Raw genomic sequence first — 17,141 nt, forward strand, 5'->3', positions numbered from 1 at the left:
TTAAATCATCCCAGGAGACAACCATGACCATCACACCTCCCTTTGGCCACCGTGAACGCGTCTGCGTGTCGCACTACCCACTTCCCGAAACCCCGCCCGAGCCTGGGGAAGCCCCTGAGCTGATGCGGCTGAACGAGCGCAGCTCCGGTCTGGCGGCGATGTACATGCACATCCCTTTCTGTGACGTGATCTGCAACTTTTGCCCATTCAACAAACGGATCACGGACGACGCCAAGCTCACTGCCTACTTGGACACGCTCAAGAGGGAGATTGACCTGTACGCCGCCACTCCGCGAATCCAATCGCTGACATTCGGATCGCTCGCGGTCGGTGGCGGGACGCCCAGTGCTCTGAGCGCTGAGCAATTGGCCGACATCCTGCGCTATACGCAAGGCAAGTTGAACTTCACGGACAGTGCGGAGATCTCCATCGAAGGTAACCCGTCGAACTTCACCGAGGACAAGCTGCTAGCGGCGGTCGAGGCCGGTTGCAACCGCGTCAGCTTCGGAGTGCAGTCTTTCGACGACGGCTACACCGAGATGCTTGATGTGCCCCACACGGCCGCCGACTCGCTGCGCGCCTATGACGATGCCCGAGCCGCCGGTCTCGATAACGTCGGTCTCGACCTGATCTACAACCTGCCCGGTCAGAGCCTTGATCAATGGCTCGAAGACCTCGATACGGCCATCAAAGTTGGATACGACCACATCACGCTGTTCAGCTTGGTCATCCCTCCGTTCACTCGGCTACATTCCCTGATCACTGCTGAAAAGGTCGCAATGCCGGGCGATCATGCACTTGAGCTGCAGATGTATCTCGCTGCGACTGAGCGTCTGGTGAGCGCCGGTTACGAGCAGTACTCCGTTTACGACTTCTGCCTGCCGGGAAAGATCAACGATCACGCCGAGCTCTACTTTCACCGGCAAACCGAAATGCTTGGTGTGGGTGCCGCCGCCTTCGGCTACCTGGGCGGATACATGTACGTGAATCAGGGCAATCTCACTGACTACGACGCCAGCCTGGGGCGAGGCGACCAGCCTGTCCTCATCGGCTCCTCAGCGGACACCTACGAGGAGATGTGCGGCGTGATGGCCAAGGGTCTACGACTGTTCAGCGTCGACAGAGCTTACTTCCGCCAGAGGTTTGACCAGGACCCGGTAGATGTGTTCGGCGAGACAATTCGTGACCTCGTAGGCTGCGGTCTCATGGAGGTGTCTGACACCGAGATTTGCCTCACACGAGAGGGCCAGTTCTGGGGCAACAACATCTGCCGTGAGTTCTTCTCGCCGCACTTCAAGGAAATCGAGGAAATCCCCCGCGAGGTGCTTGCCCGAGGGCGACTGTCCAAGTCCGGCAAGGCCTTCGTCAGCCTTGAGAAAGGACGTCACGTATGACCGAGCGCACCAAACGGGTACTCGGGATCAGCGGGTCGCCGAAGACATCTGGAATCAGCGCTTCAGGATTCCTCTGCCAAGAGGCGCTCGATGGCGCTGCCGAGTTGGGTTGCGAAACCAAGATGGTTCGGCTTGTCGACTTCAACATCTTTGAATGCGACGGCTGCGGGGATTGCATGAACAGGACTCCGTGCCACCTGTTTCGCGAGCCCGACGACCAGTACATTCAGATCTTCAAGTGGGTCAAGTGGGCCGACGCGTTTGTCTTTGCCAGCCCTGTCTACGCGTTCGGGCTGCCCTCCACGTGGAAGCGCTGGCTGGACCGTTGTGAGCCGGTCAACTCCTCTAAGATGGATTACGAGCACTACAACGCCGAGGTTGCTGCCGACGTCAAGGGCCGAGAGTTCATGGGAAAGGTGGCCGCCCAGATCGTTACGTCAGGCGGCATTGGCCAGGAATACGCCTTGGCCCAGCTCATGCCGCTGTGGACTGATGTGAAGCTGTCTGTCGTCGCTAGCGTGGGCCTCAGCCTCATCGAGTTCGACGAGCAACCCGGGATCAAGGAGTCGCCCTGGGGCCGAGGCGTGGAGGAGGCAGAGTTCGCTCGAACCATTGCTCGCTCCGTCGGCCGTCGTCTCGCGAGCACTATTGGCTTCTCGACCTTCAACCTGCGTGGCGTGTCACCAAAGATCGACCGAGATGACCGCGAGCGAATCGCGCAACAGCTCGCCTTCTTAGAAGCGACACCGCAGCTCGCTGCCCAAGGCTGGGATCCAGCTTCCTCCCAGGTACTGGTCTACTCCGGGTCCAACAACCGGGACCGGGCCATTGCCAGAGTGCGGGACCTTCAGCGGCTAGGCAGCTCGCTGCCGGTAGTTCTCTGCGCGGGGGTGGAGCGGCTTCCTCCCTTCGTGGATCGGGGCAACGTGGCCAACAACATCGCCGCTGCCGCACCCGAAGGGAGGGCAGTTATCGATTGGAATGAAGCCCTTGGTGAGGCTCTGGGTCTGTCAGCAAATATCGAGCCCGTTTGTCTGCTGCTTGACGTCGATGGAGTTCTGGCCGTGAGCTACTCCGGAACCCAAACGGTGGCAGAGATAAGCAGAGACCTCATAGAACGAGCTAACGAGATGGGAGTACCAGTCTCATGAACGATCGCGTCGCCATTACGCCCCTGCCAGACGGGGGCAGGCTGTTCAGCCGAGTGTCGGGCCCCGAAAATCGGGAGCCTGTCCTGTTTCTGCATGGCAATCGGGACAATCACAGTCACTGGTGCGAGGTGGTGGATGCTCTGCCTGGCACACAGGCGTGGTGTGTTGATTTTCGTGCACATGGGTTGTCATCCAAGGAGGACGTGCCATTCACCACGGAGTCCTGTGTGCAGGACATTGAGAGCCTGGTCGAGGATCAGGGCTGGAGTCGATACTCCATCGTTGGACACTCGCTCGGATCCGTGGTGGCCATGGTCCTCGCCTTGAGGAACCCGGCGAACGTGAGTCGACTGGTGCTGATGGGGTCGTCGGCCAAGTTCCACATGAAGTGGAAGCGTCCAGAGGTGGCCCGTGAAAACTACCGATCGGTCATTGAGGAGTCGAACAGGCGCGCCGGCGAGGCATTCTTGGCTGGGCTCAGCGACGATGTCAAAGAACGAGTGCTCCTCAGCTGGTCGTGGATCCCATTCGAGAATCACCTCCGCCTTATCCAGATCCAGCACCCAGATCTCAGATCCCGGCTGGAAGGAATCAGCTGCCCTACTTTGGTCATCGGGGGTGGCCTGGACCGCAGCACACCTCCCGAAGATGGCGAGGAGATTGCCAGGAAACTCCTGCTAGGCGAGTTTCGGTTGATGCCAGAGGTCGGCCACTTCCCGCATCTCGAGGCGCCCGCCGAGGTCGCTGACATCTTGCGTGGGTGGCTGGCATGAGATCGACGGGGAAGGCCAAGAGCGAAGCTTGTGTCGGCGGAACCCTGCCGATCCTGTTCGCGGCGGTGTTTGTCATGTGGGCGACCATGATGTCAGTCTTCCCAGCGCTGCCGATGATTGCCCGAGACTACGCCATGTCGGCGTCGCAATTGGGGTCACTGTTCGGGGTGTCGTCGCTACTGATGACGTTGATGGCTCCGGGCATCGGGGTCTTGGCCGACCGCGTCGGCCGCAAATGGCTGATCACGCTGGGCCTGCTGTTCGCCGCGATGAGCGTCGCGGTGGGGGCACTGTCGGCTGCCGCGCTGTTGGGTGGATGGATCGCGTTCGGCGTGGCGCGTGGCATGTTCTTGTCACCAACCTTCACCGTCCCGGCGGACATTTGCCCTCCCTCGGAACGGGGTAAGGCGATCGGCACGCTTTCCGCCGCGATCGGCTTGGGATCGGTGACGGGCTATGTGCTGGGTGGCTTTGGTGCCTCCGCATTCGGATGGCGGGCAGTTCTGGTGACTGATGCCGCGCTCCTGGTAATCGCTGGGTTGCTGTGCGCTGTCAGGCTACGCGAGACCCGGCCCGAGCAGGCTGCGTCAAGCTTGCACGAGGTCATGTCTGACACCAAGAGGTGGCTGTCGGGACGCACCCTGCTCGTCAGCGGGCTCGTGGCAATGCTGGCGTTCACGGTGGGAATCGCGAGCAGCTTCGCAGTGCCATTCGAACTGACCACGTTGGGAGCAAGCGCCCAGCTCGTTGCCATCGCGTTCATCCCGTATGAGGTCGTCTCCGCTGTATCCAGCATACTGCTTGGGAGGCTGGGAGACTTGCGAGGTCGTCGTCGTGCCCTGTTGCTGGCTGTCGCGCTGGTATTGGCGGCGCTCATCGCCCTTGCACTGCTGCCGGCCTCGCTTTGGAGCGTCCTCACGCTGTACTCGCTGGTGGGTATCGCTGAAGGGCCGATCATCGGTCTGTGCAGTGCCATGGTCACAGACGAAGTCATGAGGATCGACTTCCGTCGCATTGGCGCCGCGCTTGGAGCGCAGCGCCTGCTCAGCGGTCTCGGAGCATTCTTGGGGCCAGTGCTCGGTGGCATTCTGATCGCACGCACTACTTCCTCGCAGGCCCGGTTCGGGTGGCTCGCCGCGGGGACGGGCGCTGCCATGCTGCTGGCGCTGCTTCTCAAGGAGACCAACGTGGAAGCGGGAAGCTCGAAATGATCGATGCTGTCTCTGATCTTCGCGGCATCACAAGCCGCTCTGAGTCATTCCCACAGATGCGCCGCGAAGTAACAAGGTGGCGCGCCTCGAGATCCGCCGAAGATCTTATCGTCGTGTCACAGTTAGTTCTTGACACCTCGGTCGGCGGCGCTGAGAACGAGCGATTCACGATGGCCGGTGCGCTCCTGCTGTCCACGGCCCTGGGACATGATGATGCCCGCCAACTTCTCATTGATGGCTACGCCAAGATCGATAACTGGCGGGTGCAGGAGTGTGTGGCCAAGGCCATGGACGAGTACGCCTCATTCGAGGGGTGGGACAGTTCTCTCGCCTGGATTCAAGATTGCGTGAACCACCCAACGCCGAACGTGCGTCGGGCAGCGGTGGAGGGGCCACGAGTTTGGACATCGCGGCCACCGTTCAAAGGGCCTGGGGGTGCCGGCGCGGCGCTCGCCGTATTCGAAGATCGCCGCAATGACGACAGCACCTACGTTCGCAAGTCGGTCGGCAACGCGATGCGAGACATCGGGAAGAAGAGTCCAGCCGAGCTTGTTGATCGGTTTTCTGTCTGGTCTCGAGCCGGAGATGTGCATCCGGAGGTGACAAGGCTAGCGCTGCGCCAGCTGAAGGAGTCAGGAAACGAGACCGCGATCGAAATTCTCAACTCACTCAAGAACTCAACTCTCTCACGAAAGAGAAAGAACGATGAAGACGGATCTTTTTGAGCTGGCGACGGGGGATGGCCGGGCAGGGGGAGCGGCTCTGGACCTGTTCGAGCGGGCGCGGCGGATCGCCGTCCTGGCAGACCAGAGCGCGTTTCAATGCATGTGGCTGGCAGAGCACCACTTCCAGCCGCACGGCGGCGTGCAGTCCCGCCCCCAGCTGCTGATCGCTGACTTGGCGGCCAGAACCGAGAGGCTACAGTTCGGTGTCGGCATCTTCCAGGTGCCGTTCCATCCGGCCATCTCCACGGCGGAGGACATCTCCACGCTGTCGAATCTGGCGCCTGGGCGGTTCCGCCGAGGCTACGGCCGGGCGTTCTTCCGAAACGAGCACAGTGCCTTCGGGGCTCGCATGGACACCAGCATGGTCTGCTTCCGAGATCGGGTACTGCTGATCGAGCAGCTGCTTGAGGATGAGTCGGTCACCCACGACAGCGAGTGGGACCGATTCGATGACGTGACCCTTTTGCCCCGACCCGACAGCTTCGCCGCGCCAGCGCCGTGGATCGCTGCCGTGACAAGTCCGGAGTCGTTCCAATGGGCCGGAGAGCAGGGGTTCAACCTCATGGTGAATCCGCTGCTGTCGGCTGATCTCGACTCCCTCAAGGAGATGGTCGATATCTACCGGGCTGCGCGCGGCCCGGAGGGGGAGATCATGGTCAACACGCACGTGCATGTCGCCGACAGTCGGCAGGCTTCGCTGAATCAAGCGGGTCCCGCGCTTGAGGAATATGTGCGTGAGACGCGGACACAGGGTGCCAAAGCGAATGCCGAGCACTTGAAGGGAACACCGCCCAAGGACTTCGCGGGCTACCCCGCCTTGGCGTCTCGTTGGGACGACTTCACGGTCGAAGGGGCATTGGATCGGGGCGTCATCGCGTTCGGGTCGCCCGACGAGGTGACGAACAAACTTACAGCGCTGGGTGAGGCTCTGGGGGCGTCGTCGGTTGCCGCTATGTTCGATTTCGGTCAGGAGTTCAGCGCCGTCGAGCGATCGGTGACGCTCTACGCGCAGCACTGCCTGGCTGCGGTTGAAGCTCATGCCGCGTAGCTTTCCCCTGCCGTTCCGCGCAGCCCTGCGAGTGCTGACCGCATTGCGCGTTCTGGGGTTGCGTTCGGACGAACCGCTCGTCCCTCGGCTGGGCATGTTCAAAATCCCAGCCGGGGAGGCGATGTGGATCCTCGGCAGGATCCGAAGTCCCGAACAGTGGGTGCACGTTTGGGAGCAGGAGAGCCGGAAGCTGCTGGGTGAGGTGCGGGCCGCTACAGTGCCGGATGAGTTGCGCGCGTCCGGACTCCGTCAGGCTGCGAGCATGTTGCGCGTGGCAGAGTATATGGCCACAGACGACGATCAGAGGCGTGATCTGTGGCAGCAGATCCTGGAGATCAACGCTGCCGCCCGTCGCGTTGACCGCTTCCAGTGGGCGCGGCTCGAGGTGCCTGTGGGACAAGCGTCGTGCCCGATCGACGTGTGTCTTCCAAAGCCAGGCAGTGAGCCGGCGCCACTCGTTCTGACTCTGGGTGGGGTCGATGCGGCGAAAGAGGAGTTCATCGAACTGGCGCGGCTGTATGCATCGCTTGGTTGGGCATCAGCTGCTGTGGATCTTCCCGGACAAGGCGAGGCCCGACGCTGTAGGGGACTGACATGGCAGACAGATCCTGTCGCGGTGCTCCCTCGCGTGATTGATGCGTTAGAGACACTGCCGTCGGTCCGGAGCGGCAGCGTCGCCGTGGTTGGAGGAAGCTTGGGAGGATTCTTCGCCGCCGGATTGGCGATGTCCGATCCGCGGGTCACAGCATTGGCCACACTCTGCTCGCCAGCGAAACCACTGGCGGTCTTTACCAGCGCACCCCGACCGATTCCCGAAACCATGATGTACAACCTCGGTGTGCCAACTCGGCGTGCTGCGATCCAGGAACTGCGCGGCTGGAACTTGCCGCTGCGCTTAACTTTCACCGGGCCGCATTTCGCTCTCACATCAGGAGACGACTCGACTTCTCCGCTCCGGGCGCAGCAAGCGCTGGTCGATGCGGTGAAGTCACCCTTGCTCACTCGGGCGCATTACCCCCGCGGAGACCACATGTGTTTCCGCTTTCAGACGAGCTGGGAGCTGCGTTTGCGCAGATGGCTCAGCGATGTCACCTCAACAGCCCACATCACCTCTCAGCAAGGAGAGACACCATGACAGTCGATGCACACACCAATGCAATGAAGCTCTTCGGATTCGCGCAGGGCTTTCAGAAGACCCAAGCGCTGTACACTTTCACTCGACTTGGGCTGGCCGAGGCGCTCGATCAGCCCCGTTCACTTGAAGAAGTGGCTGACCACTGTCAGCTGGAGCCCAGCGCAACCCGCCGGCTGCTGTATCTCGCCGAGGCGATGGGCTTGGTCGCCAAGAACTCTGACCAGTTCACCACGACCTCCCTGGGCGCCATGCTACGCATGAACCACCCCCAATCCTTCGCCCGCAGGGCGCTGTTCTTCGGGGAACCCTTTACATGGGGGGCTTGGGGCAAGCTGTCCGACTGCCTGCGCACTGGGGCGACTGGCTACGAGCTTGCATTCGGGGCAAATGCCTGGGAAATCCGCGCCGAGCATCCTGACACGGCCGAAGTCTTCAATGCTGTGATGCAGGAGATCACGCAACAAGTCGCCCCCCTGATCGCGATGAACTTTCCCTTCCCCGCCGGCAGCGACGTTCTCGACATCGGCGGCGGCACGGGCGAACTGATCCGCGCAATCCTCCATCAACACAGCGACATGACGGGCACCCTCATGGACCTCCCCGAGGTGATCGAGGAAGCCAAGAGCCGCAAAAGCAGTGCCGACATCGAACAGCGACTCACCTACTTCGCAGGAGATATCTTCGAATCCATCCCGGCTGGGCATGGCCTACTCTTGCTGGCACGCGTGCTGCACGACTGGACGGATCAGCAGTGCATCACCCTGCTCCACAAGGTTGTCCAGGCCATGAGCCCCGACAGCCGCTTGCTCGTCTTGGAGCGCGTAATCCAACCTGACCGGCCAGCCGACCCCATCATTGCGATGTCGGACATGACCATGCTTGTAGGAACCGGCGGGCACGAACGCACGCTCCAAGAGTTTCAAGCGCTGGGCCATGCTGCAGGGCTCCACTTGCATCAAGTCTGGGACCTGCCATCAGCCCAAGCGATCATGGAGTACACGCTGCCCAATGAAGGACCGGACAAGCCGTGAGCTTCACAATGGACCCCACCGTGGACGTGGCGGTTACTGGCATCGGTATCACCGCCCCGGGCGGCGGTGACCGGGAGTCCTTCTGGACGGCGGTTCGTAACGGGGTGGTTTCGACCGGCCCACTCACCGCGTTCGATTGTTCACAGTTTGGCTCGCAGGTAGCTGCGCAGATCGCCGATGAGCACATTGACGCCGACATCGACCCCAGCCTCGACCGCATGATCCGCCTTGCGCTCACCGCCACGCGAGAAGCTCAGACCGATGCCAGCCGCGGAGGTGACAGCACCCCATCGGAAATGGTCGCGGTTTGTGTCGGGACGGCGGTGGGCAACTCAGAGTCCCTCGAGTCGGACTACGTTCGCCTCAGCCGCTCTGGACATACATGGGACATTTCCCCGCTCGGAGCTCCCACCCGGCTGCAGCGCATGCTGTTTCCCTCGGCGGTCGCCGCCGAGGTCGCGCGCGAAGTTTCTGCTCGTGGACCAGCACTCACGGTCTCTACTGGTTGCACATCCGGAATCGACGCTCTCATCAATGCCGCGGGACTCATCCGCTCGGGTCGCGCCAGGGTCGTCGTCGCGGGCGCCGCCGACGCTCCCGTTACCCCAATCTCCGCAGCCTGTTTCGACACTATTCGCGCAACGACGCGGCGTAATGACAGCCCCGAGACGGCTTCACGCCCCTTCGACAAGACCCGCGACGGGTTCGTCCTAGCTGAGGGGGCTGCGATGCTCGTTCTGGAAGACGGGCGTCACGCGCGCGACAGAGGTGCTCGAATCTACGGATACCTCAACGGCAGCGGACGCAAGGCCAACGCTTATCACATGACCGGTCTCAAACCTGACGGAATTGAAATGGCCGCCGCCTTCCGGCGCGCCATGGCCCAAGCTGGTGTTGGTCCGGCTGACATCGATTATGTCAATGCCCACGGATCCGGCACGGCGCAGAATGATCGCCACGAGACAGCCGCGATCAAGTTGGCTCTGGGCTCGCACGCCCAGCACGTGCCCGTGAGCTCCATTAAATCCATGATCGGCCATTCGTTGGGAGCAATCGGCTCGATCGAGGCGGCGACTTGTTTACTCGCCATTCGTGACTCGTTCGTGCCGCCCACAGCGAACTTGCTCAACCCCGACCCGCAGCTCGATCTTGACTACGTGCCAGTTCGCGGCCGAAGTCAGCGACTGCGCAACATCGTCACGCTGGCGAGCGGGTTCGGCGGCTTCCAAAGCGCATTGGTGATTGGCAATGGCCCGAAGGAGACGGCATGAACATCGCAGTGACAGGGAGAGGGCTGCTGACGTCGCTGGGGATCGGTCTGGCGGCAAGCATGGACTCCCTTCGATCGGGTCGATGTGGCATTGAGCTTGACGAGAACGCTCCAGCAGGGGCGATCGCTTGTACAGGCCGCATCCACGGATTCGACCCTGCGGAGTACGTGCCGCCCCGGATCCGTGTCCAAACCGACCGATGGACGCACCTGGGGCTGGCAGTCGCCGCCGAAGCCCTCCATGAGGCTCGCTTGGACCAACCCGATCCGATTGCCGCCGAACGTATTGGCGTCATGACGGCGGTGGGTTCCGGGGGCAATGAGTTCGGCCAACATGAGCTGCAGAAGTTGCATTCGCGAGGCCCTGCGAATGTTGGGCCATACCAATCCATCGCATGGTTTTCCGCGGCACTCACCGGCCAGATGTCCATTCAGTTCGGACTCAAGGGGCCCTGTGGTGTGGTCGCGGCGCAGGAGGCGGGCGGCATCGAAGCCATCGCCGCCGCCGCAGGAACCATCGCGTCGGGAGAAGCTGATCAGATTGTCATCTCAAGCGCTGAGGCGCAGCTCAACCCGTACGCTCTGGCATGTCTTCAATCTCAGCAAGGCTTCTCTGCGGAAAGAGACCCGAGCACCGCATTCCAACCCTTTACCACACGCGCTGCCGGATTGGTGCCCGCCGAGGGTGCGTCGGCGCTCGTGCTGGAGGATGAAGATAGCGCGCGTCGACGTGGAGTTCCCGTATTGGCCTTCGTTGCTGGCTTCGGCTCCTCTTTCAGCCTTCCGTCTGACCCGCGGCAGGATGCGATCCTTGCGAGTATTCACAGCGCGCTGAACGTGGCTGGCCTCAGTATTGACGATATCGACTTGGTTATTCCCAACGCCGTCGCGGACCCGGCACTGGACTTAGCTGAAGTTGCTGCTTTGCGCACCCTTTTCGGGGACCGGCAACCGCCGGTTCTGTTGGCCAAGACAGCTTGGGGCGGTCTTTGCTCAGCATCTGCCGTGGCCGACGCGAACGTGGCCATCCATGTCCAAGAATGCGGTTGCGACTTATGCGTCCCAATAGCGGCCGACAAGTGTCTGTCTGGCCTCGACATCATCACGAGCGCCAGGCCCTTACTGAAGCCGCGCCAGACACTCATCCTGGCCGCGGGATTCGATGGCGCCCGCGCCGCCCTCATCCTCCAGGCCACCCACAACAACGGAAGGTAACAACTATGAACATCATCACTCCCGGAGAGAAGGAAGACCTCTGCAACAGCATCGAGAGGCTCTCCGGAGTCAACCCAGCCGAGTTCGGCGATGACTGGATCAACACACGATTCAGCGAGATGGATGTCGACTCGCTCGCCGTCATGGGAGTAGCCAGCGAGCTGCTGACAGCCCGCGGGGCTGCCGAGCGGGAAGTGTTCCCCCAAGATATGCCCACCCCGCGCGCGCTGCTTGACTTGGTTCGGAATGCCCCTCAGCAGTGAAGCAGGTTCGTCGCAGCTTGTTCTCGTTGCTAGTCGGCTGCTTCTGACGCGCCGAGGTCGCGCTGCCCGGCTAGCCGAAAGCGCCTTGGGCCGGCGGCTCGCGACTGTGGCACTGAGCCGGCTCGGGTCGAGCGAACCGGTATCAGGCGATCGGGGAGAGCGGCCGACGTGGCCCTGCAGGACCCGCGGAAGCATCAGCCACAACCAAGCGGGGCTCTGCGTGGCTGTTGTTTCCGGTTCCAACGGGCCCGAATTGGTCGGTGTGGATGTGGAAGAGACGAGCCGGCTGGAGCACGTTGCCACTGAGATGTTTACGGACAGCATCGAAAGAGAGCAGCTGCGCTGTTTGGCGCGAGAAACAGGCGACGATCCGGTGCGATGTAAGGCGAGAATGTTTACGGCTAAAGAGGCGACGTGGAAAGCGTTGACTAGCGCTCAAAGCGCGGAACATGTTGCGGTCACGCTCAACCAAGGTGGTGGCTTCACCGGCCAAAGTGGAGGCCAGCATGTCGAGGGCGTTACCGTTGACCTCGACGGGGAGACCTTGGCCCTCGCGAGTGGCGGTGACCACGTTGAGCCAGCGACATCGCGGCGGTGGCAACGTGTACTGGCGTTGTGGCGATACGTTGCCCCCTACCCGTTTGTGGACGAGATCACTCTGCCGTACGACGGTCTGCCCCAAGCGACAGGTGATCACCACTCACATTGCTCACCTGATTCATAATTCGTTGCGGCCGGCCCCGCCGACGGTGCGCTTGCGGTGCACGCTGTCCTTGTGGTCCGCGGTCAAGGCCATGGTTCACTCGGTGTACGACCAGCCCGACGCTGTCTCGGTTCCCGCGCTGACCTACGTAGCTGAAAAACTCCCCGCTGCCGCAGACCACCTGGACGCCGCCCGCCGACCTGCTGGCCTTCACCGCCTTCCCCAAGGACGTGTGGGTCCAGATCTGGTCCAACAACCCCAACGAGCGTCTCAACAAGGAAATCCGCCGACGCACCGACTCTGTAGGAGTCTTCCCCAACCGCGACGCAATCCCCCCGTCTCGTGAGAGCCGTCCTAGCCGAACATACCGACGAGTGGGCCGAAGGACTCCGCTACCTCAGCCTCGACGAAGACCACGGCCCCAGAACGACTCCACGCGCCCCTGGCTCTTGGGTCCTCAGCTGGCTTTGAGGGTTTGTTGGGTGATTTCACGGGTGAGGGCTTGACCGAGGAGGCTGCTCGAGCAAGCGTACGATCCCAGCCTAAAAAGGTTCGGCTCTGCGGGCAAAGCACAGATCCAGATGCCAAGTATGAACTGACGCTACATGACCTCCAGCGTCTCTGGGGTATCCAGACGGCTGACTCGGCGCTCGTCGGCTACCTCGTTTTTGTTGAGCGAGGGGCGGCGAAGTTTGAGACTGTTACACCGAAAGGGGCCGCGGATCTTCTTTGTAATGAAGTGCTCCACCCTGAGCCCAAGGAAGGATTTCTTCTTGCAGATGGGATTTTGGAACGTTCGGCTGCGCCCCGGGAGGCACAGCATTTAGTGAATACTATTCCGGCGTACCGGCTGTCCTGGAGTCCTGGGGATCTCAGCTCGATTGAAAAGCTTCGACGAGCTATCGAGATGACTTCATAAGCGCCCGACAGAAAACGGTTTGGGTGGCCGGGAACACCGTCCAAACTCTTTACCCAAACAGAGATTCATGGTGGGCATATTATGTTGTATGGATGGTCCAGATGGAGTGTTTTGATCAACGCGCTCTCGCCTCATTGCCGCTAGCGAGGAACGTTTAGAACTCGTCTGCGAACGACTACGCGGAACAGATGTCGCCCGGGAGTCTGACCCGGCGCAAATTGAAGCCGTAAGATTGCGTGAGTGCCTCATCCGGACCATGAGGCTACGATCGAATCGATACTCGTGGAGATTGTCGGGTCCACAGTCCGACACATGGGGAGGGGCTGTGGCTCATTTGTTACGCCGCCTGGAGCAAAATTGTAGGCGAAGGACAGGAGGTTGTGCGCCTCAGACAGTTGCGAAAGCAGCTGTGCGGCTCAAGAGCGTTATTGAGGATGGCGAATTTCCAGAGCCTGAGTATTCGTGCCTTAGCCACGGTGACGTTCACCCCGCTAATGTGGGAACACGCCGAACGACAGGGGAGATGTAGCTTTTCGATTTCGATCAAGCCGGTTGGCGGGATCCGATATTTGATCTGGCGAAGATCTATCTCAACGATTGGCACATTAGCTTCGACAGGAATCATCAGCTTGCGATAGGGTTATCACGCGCATTGAATCTGACCGAGCAACAGTTCAAGAGGCGTCTTCTCTACTCAATGGCAATTGAATGCACGTGGAGATTAGCTTACCATGTGCAACACAGCACAGAAAATGTCGCCGATCGACTGGATTTCCTGGAGAAAGTAGAATGGGCATGAAGTCAAAGGGTATTCGAGTTCGGGCGGCTGGAATAATACGGACATCAGAGGGGATTCTAGTACAGCGCAAACTTGGTGACGAGGTATGGGCCGTCCCTGGGGCAGGGTTGAAATAGGCGAGAGGGCTGCAGAAGCGCTGGCGTGTGAGTTTGACGAGGAGTTTTCGCTACAGTTAGTGGTAAGGGAAAGATTGGAAGTGCTTGAGAACTTCTTCAGTCACGGCGGATTTGAGTTCCATTCCATAGAATTCTACTATCGCGTTACCCCCGCCGTTTCGCCGATCGAACATATCTTCGCACAAGAAAGCGACTTGGAAATCGCATTTTAGACACCGGGCGGCGGGCTTGAGGTTCGGCCTATCCAGTGCGTCGAGTTGCTCCACCGGGAATGGTGAGAGTGAGCGCAGAGAAGGAGAGCCAATTTTGTGACACCTCTCCGCTCGCCATTATTACAGCTGCTGGAAAGGGGCTACGGAGTCGAGGTATCGTTCCCGGGGTGGAACAGAAGGTTCTCTTCCCTCTGGACGGATCAAGGGGAGACCCCGCTAGGACGTGCAATTAGCCTTTTTGCCAGCGCCGGTGTGCAGGTTTGCGCCGTAAGCGGCGGGGGTGGCATCGAAGAGACGTGCGCGCAGCTTGGGATCAGACACGTGGTGGCGCCTCCTACTGGTGAAGCCGTTGCTGTATGGACGGCGGTAGCTCATTCAAATGCGTCACATTTTTGTTCTTTCCGGGGATAATGTCCTCAAAGGTGAAGAACTAGACTGCGCGATCAGGCTCAGTCTGGATTGCAGGTTCGCAGTCGGCGTGGCACCGTCGGACGACTCCCCTGAAAGAGCGTTTGTTTGGGTACAGGGAGCTGGCGAGACTGGTTTGCCTGCGGTAGCACGTCTTGTTGAGCGGCCGAGCCGTGCGGATGGAGGGTTGATCAAGTTGGGCTTCTACTCATTCAAGCGGCCAGTGTACCGCCGCGCCCTTGAAGCGGTGGGCGGAAATACTTGCGGCGAAATTACCATGACAGATGTGATGTTGATGGCCATGGCGCAGGGGATAGAGATTAGCGCTCTGCCGTTCAGTGGATTCTTCGACGTTGGAACCGAGTCCGGGTATAAGGCATGCCGGTCAGAACTTAGCGTGAGTGAATCATGGTGGTACTAATTCTGGAAGGGCTTCCCGGGGCGGGGAAGACTGTCAATCCTGTGTGCCCGTTTGCGCAGAATGTGGCTCACCCCCGCGTAGGCGGGGAAGACAGGTTGGCCTCGTGGAGGTCTGCCCCGGCCAGGGGATCACCCCCGCGTAGGCGGGGAAGACGTATTTTTTGCGCTTCTCCTCGTTTTTGGCTCGGGATCACCCCCGCGTAGGCGGGGAAGACTCAGGATCGACGGTGCAGACGTATCCCTGGCGGGGATCACCCCCGCGTAGGCGGGGAAGACATGATATATGGTCCGGTATGGTGATTGTTTTACGGATCACCCCCGCGTAGGCGGGGAAGACGCACCGCCTATGGTCTTGGTGATGCTGCCACGGGGCTCACCCCCGCGTAGGCGGGGAAGACTGCTGGTGTGCCAGGTGCGCGGGGCGCAGACGGGGCTCACCCCCGCGTAGGCGGGGAAGACCACTAACCGCCGCCCCTAAACCACTTTTTAACGGGCTCACCCCCGCGTAGGCGGGGAAGACTAAAACTTCTTCACGATTCATTGTCCATTGTCCGGCTCACCCCCGCGTAGGCGGGGAAGACCCCAGCCGGTCGGGCTCTACCACCTCAAGATAGGGATCACCCCCGCGTAGGCGGGGAAGACCTACTGTTCACGATTCTGGCAGGATTCGCCCAAGGATCACCCCCGCGTAGGCGGGGAAGACACTTTCGTGCCGTCTTCATCACAGTGTCAGCCGGGATCACCCCCGCGTAGGCGGGGAAGACCCCTGTCCAGCAGCCGACAGCGGCCCTCCAACCGGATCACCCCCGCGTAGGCGGGGAAGACTCGGATGTCGGATGAGGGCGGCTGCCCTCGCACGGATCACCCCCGCGTAGGCGGGGAAGACCTGGTGATGTCGGCGATCAGGCGGGTTGGGTCGGGATCACCCCCGCGTAGGCGGGGAAGACCTGGCCGGATGCTGTACACTGGAACTTGTTTAGGGATCACCCCCGCGTAGGCGGGGAAGACACCAGCTGACTACGGCTGATGCAGGAGCCTCGAGCAGATACGAGTATACTCGGTCTAACGCTTCGCTGTTCGACGACGCCGCGCAGCAGAACTCCATCCCGGCCGCAGTGTCGAGGTGTGTGCCTTATTGTTCGGTCTCTGTATGAGCTTCAGTCCATCAAAATCGACGACATCCCAGTCATGACGATGCACTCGAAATTCGAAGTGCTGTTCCCCGCGTATTGTGTACACCAATATTGCGCGCCCGTCTCGGCACATCTCGACGGTACGGTCCCAGAGAGCATCTCTGACGCGAGCCGGAACGTGCCCTACGAAGACCCCTGGGCTGATCTCCAGCAGCCATCGGGTGAGGTGGCCTCGTAGACCTGCTGGACATGCGGTGAGGACGAGCACGATCATGACTGCCCCCAGGACCGTCCTCCGGGCACAGCGCCTTCCCGGTCATCCCACAGCTCGACGATGTCCCAGCCATACCCTTCATCGGGTTCGCCAGGGGCGCCAAGGAGGATGTGGATGTCCTGTACGCATCTGGTCAGCAGCTTCGACTCGTGAAAAACATCACGCATGGCGCGGCGTGTGATACCAGCAAGATCGTCGGTGTCTCCGGTCGCTGCACACTCGAACGCGATTGGTACTGCCAGCGACGTCTTGTAGAGATCGGCCACGTCGTAGACGAAGGACCGATCGTGTCCTGTGTGGACAAAGCCGAGCCCGGCAGACAGCCCTAGCGCTGCGATCACCGAGTGAACAACCCCATAAAGGCACGTCGTGGCGGCTGTAAGTGCCAAGTTTGCTGGGTCCGATGAGGAGAAGTCCTCGACCTTATAGCTGCGTTTGTCCCAGTCGACGCCGAACTTGACCGCCGCGTCCCGATACGCCTGACGGACTCGAGCTCCCTCATGGCCTCGGAGTTCCTGCAGCGTTAGTCCCGTGGCAACATCGTCGGGAAACCTCATCTCGTACATGCGCCGCGCAACCGCCAACCGCTTCTTGCGGTCGGTGACGGCCTCGGCCTGGAGCTGGAGTAGCCGGGTGGTTCGGGCGAGAGGACGCCCGTGGGCATAGTAACGGACGCCTTGTTCGCCGACCCACAGCGTCGTCGCGCCGGACTCGGCCAGGAGCACCATCGCCTGGTGCGTGACGTTCGTCCCCGGGCCAAGCAGCAACGCGCCGATCATCGACGCCGGAACATGCACCGTTCCCTGTTGATTCGATGCCGTAATGGCGTTGGAATCCCGGTTGACGATGCAATGCTCCATGTAGACGAAGCTCAGCCGGTCTTGGACGCGCGCCAGTTCATGAACCTCGGCTGGCCGTGCGCCCGGGATCGGCTGAGTCAT

The 17,141-nt window shown here is 61.0% G+C and carries 16 protein-coding genes, 1 pseudogene and 1 CRISPR repeat array; of the genes and pseudogenes, 15 read left to right on the plus strand and 2 right to left on the minus strand.

The window, feature by feature from the left end; genetic code table 11:
- The first annotated feature begins 23 nt into the window (after nucleotides 1–23).
- The 15 genes and pseudogenes from hemW (at nucleotide 24) to ACUCCZ_RS11945 (ending at nucleotide 14,794) form a co-directional block, all read left to right on the plus strand.
- Nucleotides 24–1,394: a radical SAM family heme chaperone HemW gene (gene hemW, locus ACUCCZ_RS11875; protein WP_435917494.1), complete on the plus strand. Its 1,371-nt coding sequence runs from the start codon at nucleotides 24–26 to the stop codon at nucleotides 1,392–1,394.
- Nucleotides 1,391–2,545: a flavodoxin family protein gene (locus ACUCCZ_RS11880; RefSeq protein WP_435917492.1), complete on the plus strand. Its 1,155-nt coding sequence runs from the start codon at nucleotides 1,391–1,393 to the stop codon at nucleotides 2,543–2,545. The genes hemW and ACUCCZ_RS11880 overlap by 4 nt, the downstream gene beginning before the upstream one ends.
- Nucleotides 2,542–3,318, plus strand: coding sequence for an alpha/beta fold hydrolase (locus tag ACUCCZ_RS11885; protein WP_435917490.1), 777 nt, complete (start codon nucleotides 2,542–2,544; stop codon nucleotides 3,316–3,318). The genes ACUCCZ_RS11880 and ACUCCZ_RS11885 overlap by 4 nt, the downstream gene beginning before the upstream one ends.
- A complete protein-coding gene (locus ACUCCZ_RS11890) occupies nucleotides 3,315–4,529 on the plus strand; it encodes an MFS transporter (RefSeq protein WP_316087839.1) in 1,215 nt (404 codons plus the stop codon). Before ACUCCZ_RS11885 ends, ACUCCZ_RS11890 begins: the two co-directional genes overlap by 4 nt.
- Nucleotides 4,526–5,254, plus strand: coding sequence for a hypothetical protein (locus ACUCCZ_RS11895; protein WP_316087837.1), 729 nt, complete (start codon nucleotides 4,526–4,528; stop codon nucleotides 5,252–5,254). The genes ACUCCZ_RS11890 and ACUCCZ_RS11895 overlap by 4 nt, the downstream gene beginning before the upstream one ends.
- Nucleotides 5,235–6,302 carry an LLM class flavin-dependent oxidoreductase gene (locus ACUCCZ_RS11900; protein ID WP_316087836.1) on the plus strand — a complete coding sequence of 356 codons (1,068 nt, stop codon included), beginning with the start codon at nucleotides 5,235–5,237 and terminating at the stop codon, nucleotides 6,300–6,302. Before ACUCCZ_RS11895 ends, ACUCCZ_RS11900 begins: the two co-directional genes overlap by 20 nt.
- Nucleotides 6,292–7,437 (plus strand): alpha/beta hydrolase family protein, encoded by a 1,146-nt coding sequence (locus ACUCCZ_RS11905; protein ID WP_435917488.1) that lies wholly within the window; start codon nucleotides 6,292–6,294, stop codon nucleotides 7,435–7,437. The genes ACUCCZ_RS11900 and ACUCCZ_RS11905 overlap by 11 nt, the downstream gene beginning before the upstream one ends.
- Nucleotides 7,434–8,468: a methyltransferase gene (locus ACUCCZ_RS11910; protein ID WP_435917487.1), complete on the plus strand. Its 1,035-nt coding sequence runs from the start codon at nucleotides 7,434–7,436 to the stop codon at nucleotides 8,466–8,468. The genes ACUCCZ_RS11905 and ACUCCZ_RS11910 overlap by 4 nt, the downstream gene beginning before the upstream one ends.
- Nucleotides 8,465–9,739, plus strand: coding sequence for a beta-ketoacyl-[acyl-carrier-protein] synthase family protein (locus ACUCCZ_RS11915; RefSeq protein WP_435917486.1), 1,275 nt, complete (start codon nucleotides 8,465–8,467; stop codon nucleotides 9,737–9,739). The genes ACUCCZ_RS11910 and ACUCCZ_RS11915 overlap by 4 nt, the downstream gene beginning before the upstream one ends.
- Nucleotides 9,736–10,953: a beta-ketoacyl synthase N-terminal-like domain-containing protein gene (locus ACUCCZ_RS11920; protein ID WP_435917485.1), complete on the plus strand. Its 1,218-nt coding sequence runs from the start codon at nucleotides 9,736–9,738 to the stop codon at nucleotides 10,951–10,953. Before ACUCCZ_RS11915 ends, ACUCCZ_RS11920 begins: the two co-directional genes overlap by 4 nt.
- A gap of 5 nt (nucleotides 10,954–10,958) precedes the next feature.
- Complete coding sequence (locus ACUCCZ_RS11925) at nucleotides 10,959–11,216, plus strand: hypothetical protein (protein WP_435917483.1); 258 nt, start codon at nucleotides 10,959–10,961, stop codon at nucleotides 11,214–11,216.
- The gene (locus tag ACUCCZ_RS11930) at nucleotides 11,200–11,940 is read left to right on the plus strand and encodes a 4'-phosphopantetheinyl transferase superfamily protein (protein ID WP_435917482.1); all 741 of its coding nucleotides are present in this window, start codon (nucleotides 11,200–11,202) and stop codon (nucleotides 11,938–11,940) included. Before ACUCCZ_RS11925 ends, ACUCCZ_RS11930 begins: the two co-directional genes overlap by 17 nt.
- 46 nt (nucleotides 11,941–11,986) lie before the next feature.
- Nucleotides 11,987–12,390: pseudogene (locus ACUCCZ_RS11935) on the plus strand (transposase); the annotation flags it as partial.
- Nucleotides 12,391–13,722: 1,332 nt separating this feature from the next.
- Entirely contained in the window at nucleotides 13,723–13,965 is a 243-nt protein-coding gene (locus ACUCCZ_RS11940) for an NUDIX hydrolase (protein WP_435932969.1), read from the plus strand.
- Between the two features lie 379 nt (nucleotides 13,966–14,344).
- A complete protein-coding gene (locus tag ACUCCZ_RS11945; RefSeq protein WP_435917481.1) occupies nucleotides 14,345–14,794 on the plus strand; it encodes a sugar phosphate nucleotidyltransferase in 450 nt (149 codons plus the stop codon).
- 64 nt (nucleotides 14,795–14,858) lie between these two features.
- Nucleotides 14,859–15,801: a CRISPR direct-repeat array (repeat unit 28 nt; unit sequence GGATCACCCCCGCGTAGGCGGGGAAGAC).
- Nucleotides 15,802–15,855: 54 nt separating this feature from the next.
- On the opposite strand, the gene cas2e is transcribed toward ACUCCZ_RS11945, so the two are convergent.
- Both cas2e and cas1e read right to left on the minus strand, forming a co-directional pair.
- Nucleotides 15,856–16,200 (minus strand): type I-E CRISPR-associated endoribonuclease Cas2e, encoded by a 345-nt coding sequence (gene cas2e, locus ACUCCZ_RS11950; RefSeq protein WP_252908493.1) that lies wholly within the window; start codon nucleotides 16,198–16,200, stop codon nucleotides 15,856–15,858.
- Entirely contained in the window at nucleotides 16,197–17,141 is a 945-nt protein-coding gene (gene cas1e, locus ACUCCZ_RS11955; protein WP_021103153.1) for a type I-E CRISPR-associated endonuclease Cas1e, read from the minus strand. Before cas1e ends, cas2e begins: the two co-directional genes overlap by 4 nt.

The organism is Cutibacterium nasicola, assembly GCF_052654715.2.

Excerpts from the sequence above, each read along its gene's own strand:
- ACUCCZ_RS11910 (WP_435917487.1), top strand. The coding sequence starts at position 7,434 with ATGACAGTCGATGCACACACCAATGCAATGAAGCTCTTCGGATTCGCG.
- ACUCCZ_RS11895 (WP_316087837.1), top strand. The coding sequence starts at position 4,526 with ATGATCGATGCTGTCTCTGATCTTCGCGGCATCACAAGCCGCTCTGAG.
- ACUCCZ_RS11940 (WP_435932969.1), top strand. The coding sequence starts at position 13,723 with ATGGGCCGTCCCTGGGGCAGGGTTGAAATAGGCGAGAGGGCTGCAGAA.
- ACUCCZ_RS11890 (WP_316087839.1), top strand. The coding sequence starts at position 3,315 with ATGAGATCGACGGGGAAGGCCAAGAGCGAAGCTTGTGTCGGCGGAACC.
- ACUCCZ_RS11885 (WP_435917490.1), top strand. The coding sequence starts at position 2,542 with ATGAACGATCGCGTCGCCATTACGCCCCTGCCAGACGGGGGCAGGCTG.
- ACUCCZ_RS11925 (WP_435917483.1), top strand. The coding sequence starts at position 10,959 with ATGAACATCATCACTCCCGGAGAGAAGGAAGACCTCTGCAACAGCATC.
- ACUCCZ_RS11905 (WP_435917488.1), top strand. The coding sequence starts at position 6,292 with ATGCCGCGTAGCTTTCCCCTGCCGTTCCGCGCAGCCCTGCGAGTGCTG.
- ACUCCZ_RS11945 (WP_435917481.1), top strand. The coding sequence starts at position 14,345 with ATGCGTCACATTTTTGTTCTTTCCGGGGATAATGTCCTCAAAGGTGAA.
- hemW (WP_435917494.1), top strand. The coding sequence starts at position 24 with ATGACCATCACACCTCCCTTTGGCCACCGTGAACGCGTCTGCGTGTCG.
- ACUCCZ_RS11920 (WP_435917485.1), top strand. The coding sequence starts at position 9,736 with ATGAACATCGCAGTGACAGGGAGAGGGCTGCTGACGTCGCTGGGGATC.
- ACUCCZ_RS11930 (WP_435917482.1), top strand. The coding sequence starts at position 11,200 with ATGCCCCTCAGCAGTGAAGCAGGTTCGTCGCAGCTTGTTCTCGTTGCT.
- cas1e (WP_021103153.1), bottom strand. The coding sequence starts at position 17,141 with ATGACTCAGCCGATCCCGGGCGCACGGCCAGCCGAGGTTCATGAACTG.
- ACUCCZ_RS11880 (WP_435917492.1), top strand. The coding sequence starts at position 1,391 with ATGACCGAGCGCACCAAACGGGTACTCGGGATCAGCGGGTCGCCGAAG.
- ACUCCZ_RS11900 (WP_316087836.1), top strand. The coding sequence starts at position 5,235 with ATGAAGACGGATCTTTTTGAGCTGGCGACGGGGGATGGCCGGGCAGGG.
- cas2e (WP_252908493.1), bottom strand. The coding sequence starts at position 16,200 with ATGATCGTGCTCGTCCTCACCGCATGTCCAGCAGGTCTACGAGGCCAC.